17 protein-coding genes are annotated in these 18,769 nt (G+C 28.9%); 2 read left to right on the top strand and 15 right to left on the bottom strand.

What is annotated here, in order from left to right; all coding sequences use genetic code 11:
- Positions 1-306: 306 nt before the first annotated feature.
- The 11 genes from fsa to KEC93_RS12200 all read right to left on the bottom strand — a co-directional run bounded on the left by fsa (position 307) and on the right by KEC93_RS12200 (position 15,458).
- Positions 307-954: a fructose-6-phosphate aldolase gene (fsa, locus tag KEC93_RS12250; RefSeq protein WP_012058602.1), complete on the bottom strand. Its 648-nt coding sequence runs from the start codon at positions 952-954 to the stop codon at positions 307-309.
- A gap of 347 nt (positions 955-1,301) precedes the next feature.
- Entirely contained in the window at positions 1,302-2,450 is a 1,149-nt protein-coding gene (locus KEC93_RS12245; protein ID WP_012058601.1) for an ROK family transcriptional regulator, read from the bottom strand.
- A gap of 189 nt (positions 2,451-2,639) precedes the next feature.
- The gene (gene xylB, locus KEC93_RS12240) at positions 2,640-4,142 is read right to left on the bottom strand and encodes a xylulokinase (RefSeq protein WP_023976123.1); all 1,503 of its coding nucleotides are present in this window, start codon (positions 4,140-4,142) and stop codon (positions 2,640-2,642) included.
- A gap of 459 nt (positions 4,143-4,601) precedes the next feature.
- Positions 4,602-5,927, bottom strand: coding sequence for a xylose isomerase (gene xylA, locus KEC93_RS12235; RefSeq protein ID WP_023976124.1), 1,326 nt, complete (start codon positions 5,925-5,927; stop codon positions 4,602-4,604).
- 536 nt (positions 5,928-6,463) lie between these two features.
- Entirely contained in the window at positions 6,464-7,633 is a 1,170-nt protein-coding gene (locus tag KEC93_RS12230; RefSeq protein WP_012058598.1) for a sugar ABC transporter permease, read from the bottom strand.
- A gap of 1 nt (position 7,634) precedes the next feature.
- Positions 7,635-9,212 carry a xylose ABC transporter ATP-binding protein gene (locus KEC93_RS12225; RefSeq protein ID WP_012058597.1) on the bottom strand — a complete coding sequence of 526 codons (1,578 nt, stop codon included), beginning with the start codon at positions 9,210-9,212 and terminating at the stop codon, positions 7,635-7,637.
- A 64-nt stretch (positions 9,213-9,276) separates the two neighbouring features.
- Complete coding sequence (xylF, locus tag KEC93_RS12220; protein ID WP_077869840.1) at positions 9,277-10,356, bottom strand: D-xylose ABC transporter substrate-binding protein; 1,080 nt, start codon at positions 10,354-10,356, stop codon at positions 9,277-9,279.
- Between the two features lie 293 nt (positions 10,357-10,649).
- Positions 10,650-11,990 (bottom strand): response regulator, encoded by a 1,341-nt coding sequence (locus tag KEC93_RS12215; protein ID WP_077869839.1) that lies wholly within the window; start codon positions 11,988-11,990, stop codon positions 10,650-10,652.
- The gene (locus KEC93_RS12210; protein WP_077869838.1) at positions 11,968-13,464 is read right to left on the bottom strand and encodes a sensor histidine kinase; all 1,497 of its coding nucleotides are present in this window, start codon (positions 13,462-13,464) and stop codon (positions 11,968-11,970) included. The genes KEC93_RS12215 and KEC93_RS12210 overlap by 23 nt, the downstream gene beginning before the upstream one ends.
- Positions 13,454-14,434 carry a substrate-binding domain-containing protein gene (locus tag KEC93_RS12205; protein ID WP_023976127.1) on the bottom strand — a complete coding sequence of 327 codons (981 nt, stop codon included), beginning with the start codon at positions 14,432-14,434 and terminating at the stop codon, positions 13,454-13,456. The genes KEC93_RS12210 and KEC93_RS12205 overlap by 11 nt, the downstream gene beginning before the upstream one ends.
- Before the next feature lie 478 nt (positions 14,435-14,912).
- A complete protein-coding gene (locus tag KEC93_RS12200) occupies positions 14,913-15,458 on the bottom strand; it encodes a cysteine hydrolase family protein (protein ID WP_023976128.1) in 546 nt (181 codons plus the stop codon).
- A gap of 125 nt (positions 15,459-15,583) precedes the next feature.
- Here KEC93_RS12200 and KEC93_RS12195 point away from each other — a divergent pair, with 125 nt between their 5' ends.
- Positions 15,584-15,997, top strand: a complete 414-nt coding sequence (locus tag KEC93_RS12195; RefSeq protein WP_077869508.1) for an Lrp/AsnC family transcriptional regulator — start codon at positions 15,584-15,586, stop codon at positions 15,995-15,997.
- Positions 15,998-16,040: 43 nt separating this feature from the next.
- Here KEC93_RS12195 and KEC93_RS12190 read toward each other — a convergent pair whose 3' ends face one another.
- A complete protein-coding gene (locus KEC93_RS12190; RefSeq protein ID WP_077869507.1) occupies positions 16,041-16,562 on the bottom strand; it encodes an HXXEE domain-containing protein in 522 nt (173 codons plus the stop codon).
- Positions 16,563-16,612: 50 nt separating this feature from the next.
- On the bottom strand, positions 16,613-16,975 hold the full coding sequence (locus KEC93_RS12185; RefSeq protein ID WP_077869506.1) for a MerR family transcriptional regulator: 363 nt from the start codon (positions 16,973-16,975) through the stop codon (positions 16,613-16,615).
- Between the two features lie 79 nt (positions 16,976-17,054).
- On the opposite strand from KEC93_RS12185, the gene KEC93_RS12180 reads away from it, so the two are divergent.
- Positions 17,055-17,420: a carboxymuconolactone decarboxylase family protein gene (locus KEC93_RS12180; RefSeq protein WP_023976132.1), complete on the top strand. Its 366-nt coding sequence runs from the start codon at positions 17,055-17,057 to the stop codon at positions 17,418-17,420.
- Between the two features lie 257 nt (positions 17,421-17,677).
- Here the strand turns inward: KEC93_RS12180 and KEC93_RS12175 are convergent, their stop codons facing one another.
- A complete protein-coding gene (locus tag KEC93_RS12175) occupies positions 17,678-17,857 on the bottom strand; it encodes a hypothetical protein (protein ID WP_023976133.1) in 180 nt (59 codons plus the stop codon).
- 20 nt (positions 17,858-17,877) lie between these two features.
- A complete protein-coding gene (locus KEC93_RS12170; protein ID WP_077869505.1) occupies positions 17,878-18,735 on the bottom strand; it encodes an AAA family ATPase in 858 nt (285 codons plus the stop codon).
- Positions 18,736-18,769 lie beyond the last annotated feature (34 nt).

Genomic DNA, 18,769 nt, shown 5'->3' with positions numbered 1-18,769 from the left:
AAAGCATTATATCAAAATATTTATCCATATACATTTATGCTTTCCTAATTTCAGAATCTAGGCATTATATCTCTAAATTACTCTTCCATTTTCGAAATATGTCTGCACTAGAAATAAGTAACATATTTTGTGGAGTGTTCATTAGAAATTGTGTTGGTAGTGCTTATTGATTATAAGTTGTTCCAAATGTGCTTGTTCAAAGTTTACCTTTGAGGCCAAGCATTTTGGGCACAACTTATAATCTTAGAAGCACTCAACAAAATTTCTTAGGAACCGGAACCAAAATATGTTTCTTATTTCGGCAATCTATTTTCCAAATGCTGCTGCCCAGTCTGCTTTGAATCTTTCTAATCCTTGATCTGTTAATGGGTGTTTTAACATTTGCATTACTAAACTATAAGGTACTGTTGATATATCTGCGCCTGCTTTTGCTGCTTCTATTACATGAATTGGATTTCTTACGCTTGCTGCTATTATTTCTGTTTCTATTCCATGAACTGCAAATATTTCTGCTATATCTCTAACTAAATCCATACCTATCATTGAGATGTCATCTACTCTTCCAAGGAATGGGCTTACATATGTTGCTCCTGCATTTGCTGCAAGTAAAGCTTGTGTTGCTGAGAATATTAATGTTACATTTGTTTTAATTCCTTCACTAGCTAATACTTTAGTTGCCTTTAATCCTTCAGCTGTCATTGGAATCTTTACTATCATATTCTTATGAATTGCTGCAATTTCTCTTCCTTCTTTTATCATTCCTTCAGCATCTTCACTTACAACTTCTCCACTTATTGGTCCATCAACTATTTCTGTAATTTCTTTTATTACTTCATTGAAGTCTCTTCCTTCTTTTGCTATTAATGATGGATTTGTTGTTACACCACATATTACTCCCATTTCATTTGCTTCTTTAATGTGTTCCACATTTGCTGTGTCTAAGAAAAATCTCATTTTATTAACATCTCCTCTTTGTTTAATTAAAAATCATTTAATATATAAGGTTATCTCAAATAAGAAATTTTAATTTCTTACTTAAGACTCACCTTTATGTAAATATTTATTTAATAACACATAAGAAATTTGCTCTTAATTCGGAGTTCCAATCAAAAATCAAGAACATAAATCTAATATGAAATAAATAGATATTTAGTTTTATATAAAAGGCTTGTCTTAATCTGGAGTTCCAATCAAAGATTAAGACTCCCCTTAATATAGCTATGCTTACATAACTTTAAAAATATATTTTAAAAATTTATTTAATAAGTTTTTAAATTAATAGAGCAGCTTTCACCACTCCATTATTTAATTTCTAAGAATTCTTCTATAGGCATCATAGCAGCTCCTAGTAGATAAGATTCTTTAAAACTTGCAATACTTATACTGCAATTATTTTCATTTGTAAATAAGTTATCTTTATAAACCTCTTTTTTTAGCATATCTATCTTATCATTAAGTAAATTATTTATATCTCCACCTATTACTATGCTGCTAGGATCAAATATCATAACCAAATTCGATAGACCTAAAGACAATGTTTTTAAATAATCATTTAATACATCATGAGCATCTTTGTCATTTTGATTATATCTTTCTTCAAATTCATCAATATCACTAATATTTGAACTATTAGCTTCATTATAACTATCAATCAGAGAATTCATAGATGTGTATGCTTCTAAACAGCCTCTAGCTCCACACTTACATTTTTTTCCATCAATTGCTATCTTAGTATGACCTAATTCTCCTGATGAGTTATTGTCACCTCTGTAAATTTTTCCATTTATTATTATACCGAGGCCTAAACCTTCTGTTATTGATACATATAATAGATTTCTTAGTATATCTCTTTTATTTAAAAACTCGTAGTAAGCAGATAAATTTGCTTCATTATCTACATATACTGGAATGTCTAAGTATTCGAACTTTTCCTTTAAATTAAAATCTTTGGCGCCTAACAAATATGAATACTTTATTATGCCTTCTTTAAAATCTACGGTTCCAGGTAATGAAATCCCTATTCCTAATAAATTTGCAGAGCATAAATTATATTTCTTCATTAACAAATCTATATTTTCATTAAGTAAATTTATTATGTTCTCTATTCCATCACTATTATGTCTAACTCGCATACTTTCAATAACTTTTTTCTTTATATTTACTAATGATATCTTTATATGATTCGGTGTTAGTGCTACTCCAATTGAATATCTACAGTTTTCATTCAACTTAATAGCAATTGCTTTTCTTCCTCCTGTAGATTCCAACGATCTTACATCTTCTACAATACCTTCGCTTTTCAATTCTGTAATATTTGTAGAAACTGTTGTTATACTTATATCTAATATTCTAGATATATCTAATTTGGTGATCTCATTTTTCTTTAATAATAATGCTATTATCTTTTTTCTGTTAGTTTCTTTTATTTTACTGTGATTTACTTCTATCAAACTTTAAAATACTCCTCTCGACTATTATCAGTAATAGTAGCTTTTTCTTAAATAATATCACTATTATTATTTTTGTTAAAGTATTTAAAAAACTATATGATTTTTTTGCTAAAATTCGATACTACTACACACCCTTAATTAATTATACAATTACTTAACTAAGATGATTGATTTATATCTTTAATATATTTAAATATCTTTTATTCTTGGATAAGCTGAATTATATGTTTCATATACTTTTGAGTATACTTCTTTTAATTCTTCATTTGGAGAAACTTTCTTGTTTCCTTTTACGATTCTATCACAAGCATCTTCTACAGAATCATAGATTCCTGCTCCAACCCCTGCTAGTATTGCAACTCCAAGCGCACCACCTTCAGATGCTTTAACTGTAGTTAATGAATATTGGAAAATATCAGCTAATATTTGTCTCCATACAGCACTTTCTGCTCCACCGCCACTTACTCTTATTTCATCAATGTTTACATTCATGTCTTCGATTAAATCAAGGCAGTTTTTCAAACTAAAGCTAACACCTTCTAATATACTACGTACAAAATCATCATGGTTATTTATTAGTGATACTCCTAAAAATGCACCTTTTACATTAGGGTCTATATGAGGTGTTCTTTCTCCCATAAGATATGGTAAGTAAACAATTCCATTAGAACCAGGTTTTGATTTTGCTGCTTTTTCAGTTAATAAATCATAGATATCTCTTCCTAATTTCTCGCTTTCTTCAACTTCTTTAGCGCAGAATGTTCTTTTAAACCAGTTCAATGATAGACCAGCTCCTTGAGTAACACCCATTATATGCCACTTACCTGGTACTGCATGACACAAAGTATGAACTCTTCCTTCTTTATCAAATCTAGGTGTATCAGTTGCCGCAAATACTACTCCTGAAGTACCTATTGTTGTTGATATTATTCCTTCTCTTACTATTCCATTTCCTATTGCTCCTGCTGCTTGGTCTCCAGCACCGCCAACAACTGGTGTATCTACTGCTAAGTTTGTTAATTTTGCAACTTCCTCTGTAACTTTTCCACTAACAACTACTGATTCATAAACATCTGCTAATATGTTTTTATCTATATTTAACTCATTAAGTAATTCTTCGCTCCAGTTTCTAGTATTTATATCTAACATTTGCATACCACTAGCATCTGAAACTTCTGTTGCAAAAACATTAGTCAATTTAAGTCTAATATAATCTTTTGGAAGAAGTATTTTGTAAATTTTATTATAGTTTTCTGGTTCATTATTTCTAACCCACAATAATTTTGAAAGAGTAAATCCAGTTAATGCAGGATTACCAGTGATCTTAATTAGTCTTTCTTTTCCGATTACTTCTGTCATGTAATCACATTCTTTTTCTGTTCTTTGATCACACCAGATTATAGAATTTCTAATTACATTAAGATCTTTATCTACCATAACAAGCCCATGCATTTGGCCACTTAATCCAATACCTTTAATATCAGAAGCTTGTACACCACTTTTTTCAATAACATCTTTTATTCCCTTTACACATGCCTGCCACCAATCTTCTGGATCTTGTTCTGCCCATCCTACCTGTGGTTGGAATAAATCATATCCATAAGTTGCAGTTTTTATTGTAGTTCCATTTTCATCAAAAAGAGCTGTCTTTGTTCCTGATGTTCCAATATCCAATCCTAATAAATATCTCATTAATAAACCTCCTAAGTTATATATCTTTTCTAAATTAACATAATTACAAACTTTTTACTCATTTTTTTAAATAACTTTTTAAATGTATTTTAATAAGTTTATTATACTTCCCTTTTTCATCGCGGTCAATAGTTTTTTGAATACATTTTCATTTTTTATTTTACTAGTTATTTTTGTATTTAGAAAGTTACACTTATTATAAAATATCTAGTCAAATAGAGTCTCAAATAAAAAGGAACTTCTTGCAATAATAATACTAAAAAATATTACAAGAAGTTCTTTTAACTATAAATTTACAAGTTAGAAGTTTTTTCAAATGTATTTACATAGAGCTTACCTTTAAGGCTAGCCTTTGGATACAACTTCTAATCTTAGAATCATCCATAAAATCCCGTACAAGTCGGAATAAAAGCATGCTTCTTATTTTGGTGAGATGAATAAATCTATATGATATATTATTTATTTATGATCCTCAAATATATATTGATTAACTATAGATTCTAACAACTCTTGTCTTCCAGATTTATTTATTATAGGGTTATTGTTTAACGCATATGCTTCTAATTCTTTAAAGCCAACTTTTCCTTCAACAATTTCTTTACCTATTCCTTGTGTAAAGCTTGAATATTTTTCTTTTATAAAGTCTTCTAAATCACCATTTTCTAAAAGTTTATAAGCTACTCTCAATCCTTTAGCAAATGTATCCATTCCTGCTATATAAGCTAAGAATAAATCTTCTTTTTCAAATGATGCCCTTCTAACTTTAGAATCAAAGTTAACACCACCTGGTGCAATCCCTCCATTTTTAAGGATTTCATACATAGCTAATGTAGCATCATATATATTTGTTGGGAACTGATCTGTATCCCATCCAAGTAACGGATCTCCTTGATTAGCATCTATGCTGCCTAAGAAATTATTGATTCTTGCAAAATGAAGTTCATGTTGGAATGTGTGTTGTGCCAAAGTAGCATGATTTGCTTCAATGTTAACTTTAAAATACTTATCAAGGTTATAATTTTTAAGGAATCCTAAAACTGTTGCTGTATCAAAATCATATTGGTGCTTTGTTGGTTCCTTTGGCTTTGGCTCTATTAAAAATTGTCCTGTAAATCCTATTTCTTTAGCATAATCAACAGCCATTTGAAGTAATCTAGCAAAGTTATCTAATTCTAAGCCCATATCTGTATTTAATAGAGTTTCATATCCTTCACGTCCACCCCAAAAAACATAGTTTTCTCCATCTAGCTCCTTTGTTATTTCAATTGCTTTTTTAATTTGTGCTGCTGCATAAGCAAATACATCCGCATTACAGCTAGTACCTGCACCATGAACATACCTTGGATTAGTAAAACAGTTAGCTGTTCCCCATAAAAGTTTTTTATTATACTTTTTCATTAAACTTTTACACAACGCAACTATCTCATCTAAATTTTTATTAGTTTCTTGTAATGTTTTTCCTTCTGGTGCTATATCTCTATCATGGAAGCAGAAATATTCTATGTTTAGCTTATCCATTAATTCAAATGCTGCTTCCATTCTTGCTTTAGCTAAATCCATTTCATTAGTTTCGCTGTCCCATGGACGAATCATAGTCCCAACACCAAATGGATCTGCTCCTGTAGCTGTTAATGTGTGCCAATAAGATAAGGCAAATCTTAAATGTTCTTTCATTGCTTTATCCCCAATAATTTCGTCTGGATTATAATATTTAAATGAATATGGATTTTTAGAATTTGCCCCCTCGTAATTTATTTTCGAAACATTTTCAAAGTATTCTCTCATATGATACCCTCCTCATTTTTCTATATTGAATATAAATTATTTCTAGTAAATAGCGTAATAACTTATTAAGCCATTTATCTATCTATTTATAAAAGCCAACGTTAGTAATAACTAGCCCTTATATATAAATCAAATTTGTTTGATTTTAATGAATATTCTGAATTTTATTTTGTATAACAAGCTTTAATCAAAATAATTATTAAAGTAAGTCAAAGTACTTATTCTTTTGATATTCACTACTTAAAATATATTTTGAAATAACTTTTTAAATGTTGTTTTATAAGCTTATAATACTTTCTTTTTTTTATATAGTCAATAGTTTTCTGAGTACATTTTTATGTTATTTTTTAATAAATTAATTCATTATAATTATGTCCGTTTCATACCTTTTTATGTTAAACAAAATATAGAATTAATATACCATATATACAGATAACAGCAGACAATATTAATTATAGCCTGCTGTTATTCAAATGATTTTTCGTCACTAATTTATATAAAGTTTTAATTAAGATTATATAATCATTTTCAAAGAATTATTTCTTGTTTTTAGATGATATATCCATCCATACTGCTATTAGTAATATTAAACCTTTAACGATGTATTGCCAGAATGTTGGAGTATTCATCATACTCATACCGTTATCTATACTAGCCATTACAAGTGCACCAACTAATGCTCCAGCAACTGTACCACTACCACCTGCTAAACTTGCTCCTCCGATAACACATGATGCAATTGCATCCATTTCTGCATTTTGACCAGCTGAAACTGATCCTGCATTTAATCTTGATGTAAGTAATATTCCAGCAACTGCGCAAAGTAATCCAAGTACTGAATATATAACAATAATATGTTTTTTTACGTTTATACCAGATAATCTTGCTGCATCTCTATTTCCACCAATTCCATATATTCTTCTACCAAATATAGTCTTTGTTCCTACAAATGCTAATATTAAAGCTAAAAGTAACATAATGAAAACTGGTATAGGAAATCCTTGATAGTCATTAAGAATTAACACTAGAACTAATGATATAACTCCAATTCCTACTATTGTAAGTACATCTAAAGCCATTGGTCTAACTTCAATATTATATTTAATCTTATTCTTTCTATTTCCTAATATTAAATATGCTGAACCTACAATTGCTAGCACTACTAATATATAACCTACAACTGTTGGTAAATACGCTTGTCCTATAGCTTTGAAATCTGCTGTTAATGGTGCAACAGTATTACCACCTGTAATTCCTATTAATACACCTCTAAAAACAAGCATACTTGCTAAAGTAACTATAAATGATGGCACATTTCTAAAGGCTATCCAATATCCATTCCAAGCTCCCATAATAACTCCAAGTATTAATGTTATTACCACTGTTGGGATAGCTGAAAAACCAAACCAAACATTTAATATTGCTGCAATTCCTCCAAGTAAACCTAAAGTTGATCCTGCTGAAAGATCTATTTCACCTAAAATGATTACAAAAACCATGCCTATTGCAAGTACACCAGTAATTGACATTTGTCTAAATAAATTTGATAAATTTCTTGTTGTCAAAAAATTTCCATCTGTTAAAAACGTGAACAAAACCCATATTGCTGCTGTTGCTATTAATATTGCTGCCATCTTAGATTTAAATATAACCCCTAAACCTAATTTCTTTTCTTTTTCTGAACTTGTACTTTTACTTAATTGCATCTTATATTCCTCCTACAGAAGTTTTAGTTTCTTCGCTATAACTCTCACTAACTTCTTCATTTTTCTTTCCTACAGAATAATTCATGATCATCTCCTGAGTTAACCCATTATTCTCAAGACTTGCCTTTATTTCCCCTTCATTCATTACTAGAACCCTATCACTAATTCCAAGTACTTCTGGAAGTTCTGATGAAACCATTATTATAGATATTCCTTGTTTAGCTAGCTTAAATATTAACTTATAAATTTCATACTTAGCTCCAACATCAATTCCTCTAGTAGGTTCATCTAATATTAATATTTTAGGTTCAGCAAGAAGATTTTTTGCTAGTATTACTTTTTGTTGATTTCCACCACTTAGATTTTTTATTGCTAATTCAGTTGATGCAGTCTTTATTTTTATTTCATCAATAAATTTTAAAACATCCATCATTTCCTTATCTTTATCTATTACGTTTAATGGCCTTTTATATTTCACTAAATTACTCATTGTCATATTTTTAGCTACACTCATACCCGCAATTATTCCATCTTTTTTTCTATCTTCTGGAACCATAGCTATTCCTTTGCTTAAAGCATCATTTGGATTTTTTATGTCAATTTTTTTACCCTCAAAATATACTTCACCGCTCTTTTGACCTTGGAAACTTCCATATATGCTTGCCACCATTTCTGTTCTACCTGAACCTACTAAGCCTGAAATTCCAAGTATCTCCCCACGTCTTAAGGTAAAACTCGCATTTTTTACTCTTTTTATGTTCTTATTAAATGGATCTAAAACGTTAAAATTCTTTATCTCAAAAAATTCTTCACCTATTTTATGTTCTTCTCTAGGGAATAGATTTTTCATTTCTCTTCCAACCATCATTTGTACTAGCTTATCTTGATCTATCTCACTAATAGGAACTTGTCCTATTGTTGAGCCATCTCTAATTACAGTAACATTGTCACATATTCTTGTAACCTCATTAAGTTTGTGAGAAATATAAATACATGTTACTCCATCTCTTCTTAAATCATCTAATATTCCCATTAACACTTCTACTTCACCTTCGCTTAAAGAGGCAGAAGGTTCGTCAAGAATCAATAGTTTTGCATTTTTAGATAGAGCTTTTGCAATTTCAACTAATTGCTGATGTCCAATTCCAAGATCCCCCGCTCTAGTAAGCGGATTAACATTCAGCTTAACCCTATTTAATAATTCATTTGTCTTATTTAACTGTTCACTAAAATTTACTAGTCCACGTGCGCCAATTTCATTTCCTAAAAAAATATTTTCTGCTATAGATAATTGTTTTATAAGTGCTAATTCCTGATGAATAATTGCAATACCAACGCTTTCAGAATCTTTTATACTTGTTTGGCTTAATTCTTTTCCTTCAAAAATTATTTTTCCAGAGTAAGACCCAGCAGGATGCTCTCCGCTCAAAACTTTCATCAGTGTGGATTTTCCAGCTCCATTTTCACCACAAAGAGCATGGATTTCTCCTTTTTTAACTTTTAAAGTTACTCCATCTAATGCCTTTACTCCAAAGAATTCTTTGACTATATCTCTCATTTCTAAAATATACTCACTCATGAAATGCTTATCTCCTTTCTATATTGGAGTCTGACACAATATCTTCAGACTCCAATATTCTTATTTATTTGCTTGGTCTTTTATCTTCTGGTACATTTTTATATACATCATCAAATTTTTGGAAACCATCTTTAATTACAGTATCTTTCATGTTATCTGCTGTAACTGCTATTGGAGTAAGTAATACTGAAGGGACATCTTTTTTACCATTGTTAGTTACAGTACCACCTGTTTCAACATCTTCACCCTTAGCCATCTTTACAGCCATTTCAGCTGCTTTTGCAGCAATATCTTTTATAGGTTTGTATATTGTCATTGTTTGAGTTCCTTCAACAACTCTTTGGCAACCAGCTAAATCTGCATCTTGTCCAGAGATTGTAATTTTTCCTGCTAAGCTTTGTGCTTGTAATGCTTGAATAGCACCACCTGCTGTACTATCATTTGATGCAACTACAGCATCAATTTTGTTATTATTTGCTGTCAAAGCATTTTCCATTATCTTTAATGCTTCCTCTGCTGACCAATCTTTTACCCATTGATCCCCTACTAGTTTTATATCTCCCTTATCTACATAAGGTTTTATTATGTTCATTTGTCCTTGTCTAAATAATTTTGCATTATTGTCTGTTGGAGATCCTCCCATCATGAAATAATTTCCTTTTGGAGTTTTATCCACGATAGCTTTAGCTTGTAATTCTCCAACCTTTACATTATCAAAAGATACATAGTAATCTAAGTCACTATTTGTAATCAATCTATCATAAGCCAATACTTTTATTTTATTTTGGTGAGCTTCTTCTACAATTGGTGCTATTGATTCACCGTTATGTGGTATTACAACTAAGACATCTACCCCTTGAGATATAAGATTCTCAGCTTGTGACATTTGTGTTGGATCATCCCCATTTGCAGATTGGAAAACAACATCTGCTCCAAGTTTCTTAGCTTCTTCTTCAAAGATTTCCTTATCATGCTGCCATCTTTCAAGTCTTAGGTCGTCCATACTTACACCAATTTTTATTTTCTTATTTCCATTGCTAGATGTTTGTGCATCTTTTTTAGCTCCACATCCTGTCAATGCTGAAAATATTAGTACCCCACTTAGTGCCAAACCTAATAATTTAATCATTTTTTTAGATTTCATCTTTTTCTCCCCTTTTTTTTAATTATAGATCTCTTTTACAGTTTTAATTATATCCGTTATAGTAAACGTTTCAAATAGACTGGTTTGCTAATTTATAATCTTATATTGCTATCTTTTTACAGCAAATTTTTACTAGTAAATAATTCAAAACATAAAGAAAATCCAGACTAATATCTAAATATAAGAAATAGTCTGGACTTTTTTATTGTTGTGATATGTTGTTAGTAATATATTGCTTTTTATAAATTAAAAAATTCCTGAATAATAAGTAACATATCTTTCGCTAATTGATTTTAAAAAATCTTTTCTTCCATATTTCCTTTAAAATTTGCAGGACTGACACCTTCATATTTCTTAAATACTTTGCTGAAATAATTAGGATCATTGTATCCTACTTTGTAGCAAACCTCTTTCACATTCATTTCTCCAGTTGAAAGTAATTCCTTTGCAACATCTATTCTGCATTTATTCACATATTCCGAAAAATTAATGCCGGTTACTTCTTTAAATGTCCTACTAAAATAATAGACACTTAATCCAAAATTGCTTGCTACCTTCTCTAGTTCTAATTCTGTTTCAATATTTTCTCTAATAAATTGTTTTACACTTTCAAATAGTTTCATCTTTATTTTATTTGAATTTTTATTTTTACCTAACTTGGTATCCCCTGATATACCACCTGAAAAACTATCATTCATCAATTTTCCTTCTATATCATCAATATAAATAATATTTACATTGTCTGAGTTGTATACTAAACACTTCATAGCTTGTCTATAAGATTCCACAATTTGCTCTACTGAATCAAATATTTCTCCAAGACCTGCTCTTATTGAAATATTAAATCTCTTTTTTATTTCTCTTCTCAAATTAAATGCAAGGTCAATTTCTAAACTTTTAAAATCTTCAGTTTCCTCATTATCTATTTGTATAAAATACGTTAATTCTTCATAAAATACATAATTTCCTATGCATTTATATCTTCTGTTTATATATTCTTTAACATATTCTCCTATCTTAATCCTAATTTGATCTCTTTCAACCCTACTAATATCTTTATAAGCATATTTGTCTTTTATTGAAATAACCATTGCATAGCTATTCATAAAACTCATATCTAAACATTGCAGATACATTCCATAATCAACGCCTTTAAGTTTATCATTAATTATTAGATCACTTAATTGATTTTCAAGCACAGGCAATAAAGTATATATTTTCTCTTTATCTTTAATTTCACTTTTTCTTTTCTCCTGTTCTTTTTTCACCCATTTAATTCCCACAGCAATTTTTTCTATAATCTCTTCCTTAGTAAACGGTTTTAGAAGATATTCTTTCACATTTATTTTTACAGCTTCTAATGCAAAATCAAAATAATCGTATGCTGTCAAAATTATGCTATATAAATTTGGTAAAGTTGCTGTCATTTCTTTCAATGCCTGTATTCCATCAATTCCTGGCATTTTTATATCAATAATAACTATATCTGGTCTGATACTTTCAGATAGTTCAATTGCTTCTCTCCCATTTTTAGCTTCGTATATTTCTAACTCTCCTAAAAAATTCTCTTTTATTATATGTTTAACGGTCTCCCTATCATACTTTTCATCATCAGCAATTAATATTTTCATCATTATTCTCATCCCCCATTATAGGTATTTTCAAATAAACTTTAGTCCCTTTGCCTTCTTCACTTTCTACTTTAAACATATTTTTCTTGTTATATAAATATCTAAGCCTCTTTTCTACTATATTTATTCCAAGGCCTGTTGTATGCCATGTATGTTTTGCATCATAATTATAATTATTAATCTTATCCAAAACTTCTTTAGAAATGCCAACACCATTATCTTCAATTAAAACATTACACTCACCATTTTCCTCATCAATATATATATTTATATATCCACCATCTTCTTTCCCTTCAATCCCATGTATAAATGCATTTTCTACTAATGGTTGTATTGTCATTCCAGGAACTTTAACTTTTTTCATATCCATATTTGTACTTAGATTAAATTTTACCCTATCATCAAACCTGCACTCCTGAATATAAATATAATCCTTTACAATCTTTATTTCATCTTCTAATAGTGCATTTGTACTCATACTTCTTAAAGAATATCTTAAAATATTAGATACTGATTTAATTAATTTACTTGTGGTTATCGCATTTTCCATTATTGCTGTCGCGTTTATACAATTTAGAGTATTAAATAAGAAATGTGGGTTTATTTGAGACTGTAATACCTTTAAATCAAATTCTTTTAAAGCATTCTCATATTTTAGATTTTTCATCTCCTCCTCTTTTAATTTTTTTTCTAATACGATCTTCCCATTAAGGGAGCTAATAAGATTTTTTATATCTGTAATCATGGTATTAAATGTTTTTGTTAAAATATCTAACTCATAAATGTCGGTTTTGTTACCTTCATAATATTCAAATTGACCTTTTGATACTTTGTTTGATATTTCAACCATACCCTTTAAGCCCTTAGATATATGTCTTATAAATGTTAATGCATAAACTACACATAAAGCTAAAATTAATATAAGATATGTAGCTAGTCCTATATATATTACGCTGCTATTTCTATTTAGTTCTTTATATGCTATACTATTAGCCTCTAGAAAATTTTGCATTAAAGTAGATGCATATGCATCACAATATGATGCAATATTCTTGGCTGCTACAAAATCATCATAGTAAAAAATGTATCCCTCCTTATTTTCATACGCAGATATTGTATTTTTAGAACTTTCTATATAAGAATCTACAGTATTATCTAAATCTCTCAAAATATATTGATTTACATCATCAGAATTTTTCTTAAGCTTACCAATTTTTTGTTTTGCAAGAATCACCTCATTATTATAACTTTCTTTTTTACTCGGGGTTCCATTCAATATATATTGATTAAAATTATCTAAAGAGCTATCAACATGCTGCTTAATTTCATTAGTAATGAGCATATTGTTAAGCATATTAACATACCCATCCTCGATTTTTTTGCTCATCGCTAGGGATATTATATTGCATATACATATAGGAATAATTAAGCATATAACAAACATTATAAATTTACTATTTAAACTCTTAGTTTTCAATTTTATCATCTCCTCGCTTATAGCTCCATATATTACTATTATTAATTACATTCACATCGATTAGTGATTTTGAAAACTTATTTGATTTTCCTTCAATTTTGTCCATAATAATATTAACTGCCCTATAACCCATTTCATTACTTTTCTGCACTATTGTTGCTGAAACTAGTCCATTTCTAATATTGCTTAAAGTATCATCCAAATCATCAAAACATATAATTTTTACCCTATCCTTATAATTTAAATCTTTTACTGCTCTTGCAGCGCCTATTCCGTCAAGAGCTGAGGTACAAAATAAAGCATTTATGTTATCATTTCTATTTAATATTTTTCTTGTTATGATTTCTGCCTCAAGAAGCATCGCATCCGATGAATCTGTATCTACAATTTTCAAGTTAGAATTCGATTTTATATATTCTGTAAAGCCTTCTACCCTTTCTTTCTGATTCTTTACATTTTTTCCTCCCATTACTATTGCTACATTTCCAGACGTTCCTATTTGCTTGACCATTTCCTTTCCGGCAACTTGTCCAGCTAAAACATTATCTGTACCAACATAGGCTATTCTATTGCTATCTTCTTCATCTGAATCTATTGTAACTACTGGAATACCTTTCTCCATTGCGCTATTAATTTTCTTTTTATATTGTCCTTCTTCTTGTACATATGTTATTATACCACTCACCTTTGCTGATGTAGCCATATCAAAAAGTTTTAGCCCATCTTCAGTACTTGCAGTTGTAGGTCCTAAAAATTCAACCACTGCACCTCTTTCTTTAGCAGCTCTTTCTGCGCCAGCTTTTATATCAAGCCAATATGGATTAGTCTTTATATGAGAAATCAGCACTATCTTAGGTTTTATCGGTTCCTTTTCTACTTTCTTGTCCCTTAATAAGTTAATAAAATATAAATTACTCCCTAAAAAAAGAGCAATAAGTATAATGACCAAAACGCTCTTTAAGAATTTCATTACTAAGATCTCCTTTTTAATAAAATTAATGAAATAAATAATATTATAAAACCACTTTTAAAATGTCCTTTAATAATGTTATTCTATATTTGTTCTTTTTCTAAGTCAATATATTTTTGTATAGCTTTTCATAAGAGATAAAATAACAATATCATAAATAAACATTTATTAAAATTATAAAATAGTTTATTTAGTAAATTTTCAAATCTTTTATTACTCACTTTCACATTTGTAATTTTATGTAGATACTTTAATATCCTTTAACAAAAAAGAATAAGATAGCTGTGAATGCTTAATTGGCTGCACTTTAACCATTCTATAATTCTCAAATATATAGGAATTTTTCAAAACTAAACTTCTTTATTTTTCTAGTTATAAAAATAATAGGATTAAAAGTAACAAAGAAAGCTACTTTTAACCCTAGCATCATTTATAGATATAATTCATATTCTATTTATAATATAAGTACTATGCAAAATTAAATGTTAGATAATTTCATCCATTCCATAGTACTTATTACATTACTAAATTTTAAACTTTGAGCAATTAAAGTAGCTTTATGAAGATCTTTACTACTTATAACACCTACTTCATTATTTACATCTATAGTTCCTGTAGCATCTGACAAGAAATCAACGTGGTAACCTCTATGGAAAGCTTCCCTTGCTGTCGTGTCACAGCACATTTGAGTCATATATCCTGAAATAACTATCTCAGTTATATTTTCTTTTTTTAATATTTCTTCCAAATTTGTTTCATAAAAACTGCTTGGCTTAGTTTTCTCGATAATATAGTCGTACGATTTCTCAAGAATCATTGGTTGTAATTCCCATCCATTTGAATTCTTAATAAATGTGTCTCCAAAAAGTGCTGTATGCTGCACAATTATAACAATCATATTATTCTCTTTTGCATAATCCATTACCTTCAATATATTATCAAAGCTATTATTAGGATAAGTTACTTTTAGTTTACCTGTAAAATATTCATTTTGCACATCAATTACTAGCAATGCTTTTTTCATTTTCATTCCACCTTTACATTTGCTGATCTACTTATATTTGTTATACTAATAGTATCTTAAATTAAGGTTGAAATGTGAAAGAGATTCGTTAGTTTCTCTTTAAAAATGAAAGGATTTTAGGCTCTATGTTTGATGAAATAGATTTGAAGATTTTAGACATACTATTGATTAATTCAAAAATACCACTTAAGGAAATTGGCGAGCATGTAAACCTAACCCCTCAAGGAGTATCCAATAGAATTATACGACTTCAGGATTTAGGTATAATAACACAGTATACTGTATGCATTAATAATTCTATGCTGGGCAAAAACATTACTGCATTTATTACTATTTTCATGAAAACCACACAACATGATAAATTAACAAAATTTATTAAAGAAAATACAATTATAACTGAGGCACATAGGATTAGTGGAGATGGCTGCTATTTGCTTAAAGTCATATGCTCTAATATGGATGAAATTAATTTATTACTTGATAAAATCATGGAATATGGTACCTACAGATTAAGTTTATCTACCTCAACAATAAAGTAATAACTATTATATATGTTGTAATAGTTAATTTAAATTTAAATTTCTAATACCTAAATAACTGTTTGGAAAATAAGTCCATACATTTGTGAGCAATATATAAATTCACTAACATAATTATGAATCCCAAAACAGAATATGAAATAATAATATTTGATGTATACACTTTGGCTATACTTTTAATAATATAAATACAAATTGGCAAAAAGATAATGCTTGTAACAATTGCTGGAACATATTTTCTTATTATTAATGCTTGAAAACAATGTATTATTAAATGTGTGGTAAAAGCAATAAATAGGCCAATCCATAAATTAAACCAATTTGCTTTGTACGAAATAATAGTAATTATGATAATTAAAATAAATTCTTCAGCAACCCCAAAAGCAAAAGATGCTGTTGTAATATTATCGAAATGAGGCAATAACTTTTTTGATAACTTTGGAAACTTTTCAGATAAATAATACCTATTTTTATTTATCCATGATTGGATAAAAATTATTTCTTCAAAATCATGGATTATAAATAGCATAGGAAAAAACCATATAATTGCTTTCATATTGCTCATTTCAATCCTCCCATATATTATTTCATAAAAATTAGATTAACAGACATTAGTTATTTTTTATCTATCATTTCCTTATATATACTAATCTTTTTATCCAAGTGTATTATATTTTCTTCAATTTTTCTTTTTTCAATATTTAACCTGTCCATTTGTTCTTCAAGTAATTCTAATCTTTCCTTAATTGTATCATCGCCATCATATCTCAATTTAGAATAGTATTGTATCTGCTTAATTGGCATATTTATTTCCTTTAATCGGATTATAAATTTTAGCCACTCAATATCTTTTTCAGAATATACTCTTTTGTTAGCTTCATCTCTTTCAGGATAAATCAGACCAAGCTTTTCATAATATCTTAGTGTATCAATGCTCAAACCAATTTTTTCAGAAAACTCTCCTATATAATAATTCAAAATAATCACCTACCTCTTGACATGGAGTTAACTCCAGCATATATGATAATATTATCAAAAAGTAGGAGGTATTACAATTATGGAAAATAGATATGAAAAAGGGCTAAATAAACTTAACGAGGTTGATGGAAACGCTGGAACAGCTGTAATAGAATCACTTAAGGATATAGCTCCAGACCTTGGAAAATACATTATTGAATTTGCTTTTGGAGATATTTATACAAGGCCAACATTTGATTTAAAACAAAGGGAACTTGTTACTTTATCTGCTCTTACTACACTAGGAGGGTGCGAAAACCAATTAAAAGTTCATATTAATGGAGCATTAAACGTTGGGATCTCTAAAGAAGAAATAGTAGAAGTATTCTTACAATGCATTCCATATGTCGGCTTTCCAAAGGTATTAAATGCTGTAGCGGTTGCAAAGGAGATTTTCAATAATTAATTTTATAATTAATTAAGAGCTCAGAATTTTTATAATTTTAAGGCATATTAAAGAAAATAGCAAGTCCAAAATGTTATGATTATTTCTCATCAGGCGAGGAAGCAAATTAGTCTCATAGCAGGTCTCTATTAGGGTAATTTACTGACGCAGGATGGTAAAAAATAGGCTTGGCAGATGGACTTCTTATTTTTTGATTATGCCTAAATTCTAAAAAAATAAGTTTTATATTATTCTTTATATTGTTTTTAATATTAAATTTATCTACAGTAATAATCATCATATATAATGAATTTTTTGTTAATTGGCTTATAGCCCATCTCCATTAATGAATTTATACGTTCAGTTGCCATTGGAACTGCTTTCGTTAAGATATGCTTAACATCAAAAGATACGGGCTTCAAAAATAATCTTTCAGATTCTAAAAATTCTTTATTCACTCTAACACTCCCATCTTTTATTATTTAAACTCTTTTTCATGCATTTTGAAAAAGTCATAATATGTACGTACATTTTCCAATTCTGTCCACCGTTTTACATCAACAGGATTTTCATCGAGATCATATATTTTCGCGCCTTTCATAGCAAGTATAAATGGTGAGTGCGTTGATATAATAAACTGACATCTTAAAAACCGTGCGGAGTCCTCAATAAAATTCATTAATTCCATTTGACGTTTTGGCGAAAGACTATTTTCAGGTTCATCCAATATATATAGTCCATTCTCATCAATTTTTTCAGTAAAATATATAAATGCGCTTTCTCCATTTGAATATTCTCTGAAATTATCCATTAATCTATTTCTCACAAATTTTGATTGTGTTTTACTCCTAGCAGTATTTACTTTTTTTAATTGTTCATAATCTGCCATCGACTTCATTTGGAATCGAGAATATTTAGACTCCAAATATTCTTCAAAAAGCTTTTCTCTCTTTATGTCAATTCCTTCATTTATACTACGAATATTTAGGATATAATCAAATACATCATCACTAGTAATAATCTTACTATTTTTAGGAATATCTGTTTCAACATATATATCACACATATTGACATAATCAGGAAAAAAATTAGATTTATTATAGATAGAATCACGGCTTACTCCTATTTTTTCTGCTATAACATTTAACGCTGTTGATTTTCCAGAACCATTTCCTCCATACAGAATAGTAACTGGTTCAAAATCAATTCTTTTAAGACCATGTTGTGACAATACCTTAAACGGATAAAACGAGTCATAACAGGTTCTTTTTACCTTCATGAAAAAGTCAAATTCCATATCCTCATTAGGGAATGTAAAATAATTCAAATAAACCATCTCTTTTCTCCTTCTCAGATAAATTGCAATTTAT

Source organism: Clostridium beijerinckii (assembly GCF_018223745.1).
Lineage (GTDB): Bacteria > Bacillota > Clostridia > Clostridiales > Clostridiaceae > Clostridium > Clostridium beijerinckii.
Note: the sequence above shows the minus strand (reverse complement) of the source record. Positions and strands in the feature narration are given on the sequence as shown.

Bases quoted from the DNA above. Each gene is read 5' to 3' on its own strand.
- fsa (WP_012058602.1), bottom strand. From the start codon at position 954: ATGAGATTTTTCTTAGACACAGCAAATGTGGAACACATTAAAGAAGCA.
- xylB (WP_023976123.1), bottom strand. From the start codon at position 4,142: ATGAGATATTTATTAGGATTGGATATTGGAACATCAGGAACAAAGACA.
- xylA (WP_023976124.1), bottom strand. From the start codon at position 5,927: ATGAGAGAATACTTTGAAAATGTTTCGAAAATAAATTACGAGGGGGCA.
- KEC93_RS12230 (WP_012058598.1), bottom strand. From the start codon at position 7,633: ATGCAATTAAGTAAAAGTACAAGTTCAGAAAAAGAAAAGAAATTAGGT.
- KEC93_RS12225 (WP_012058597.1), bottom strand. From the start codon at position 9,212: ATGAGTGAGTATATTTTAGAAATGAGAGATATAGTCAAAGAATTCTTT.
- xylF (WP_077869840.1), bottom strand. From the start codon at position 10,356: ATGAAATCTAAAAAAATGATTAAATTATTAGGTTTGGCACTAAGTGGG.
- KEC93_RS12215 (WP_077869839.1), bottom strand. From the start codon at position 11,990: ATGATGAAAATATTAATTGCTGATGATGAAAAGTATGATAGGGAGACC.
- KEC93_RS12205 (WP_023976127.1), bottom strand. From the start codon at position 14,434: ATGAAATTCTTAAAGAGCGTTTTGGTCATTATACTTATTGCTCTTTTT.
- KEC93_RS12200 (WP_023976128.1), bottom strand. From the start codon at position 15,458: ATGAAAAAAGCATTGCTAGTAATTGATGTGCAAAATGAATATTTTACA.
- KEC93_RS12195 (WP_077869508.1), top strand. From the start codon at position 15,584: ATGTTTGATGAAATAGATTTGAAGATTTTAGACATACTATTGATTAAT.
- KEC93_RS12190 (WP_077869507.1), bottom strand. From the start codon at position 16,562: ATGAGCAATATGAAAGCAATTATATGGTTTTTTCCTATGCTATTTATA.
- KEC93_RS12180 (WP_023976132.1), top strand. From the start codon at position 17,055: ATGGAAAATAGATATGAAAAAGGGCTAAATAAACTTAACGAGGTTGAT.
- KEC93_RS12170 (WP_077869505.1), bottom strand. From the start codon at position 18,735: ATGGTTTATTTGAATTATTTTACATTCCCTAATGAGGATATGGAATTT.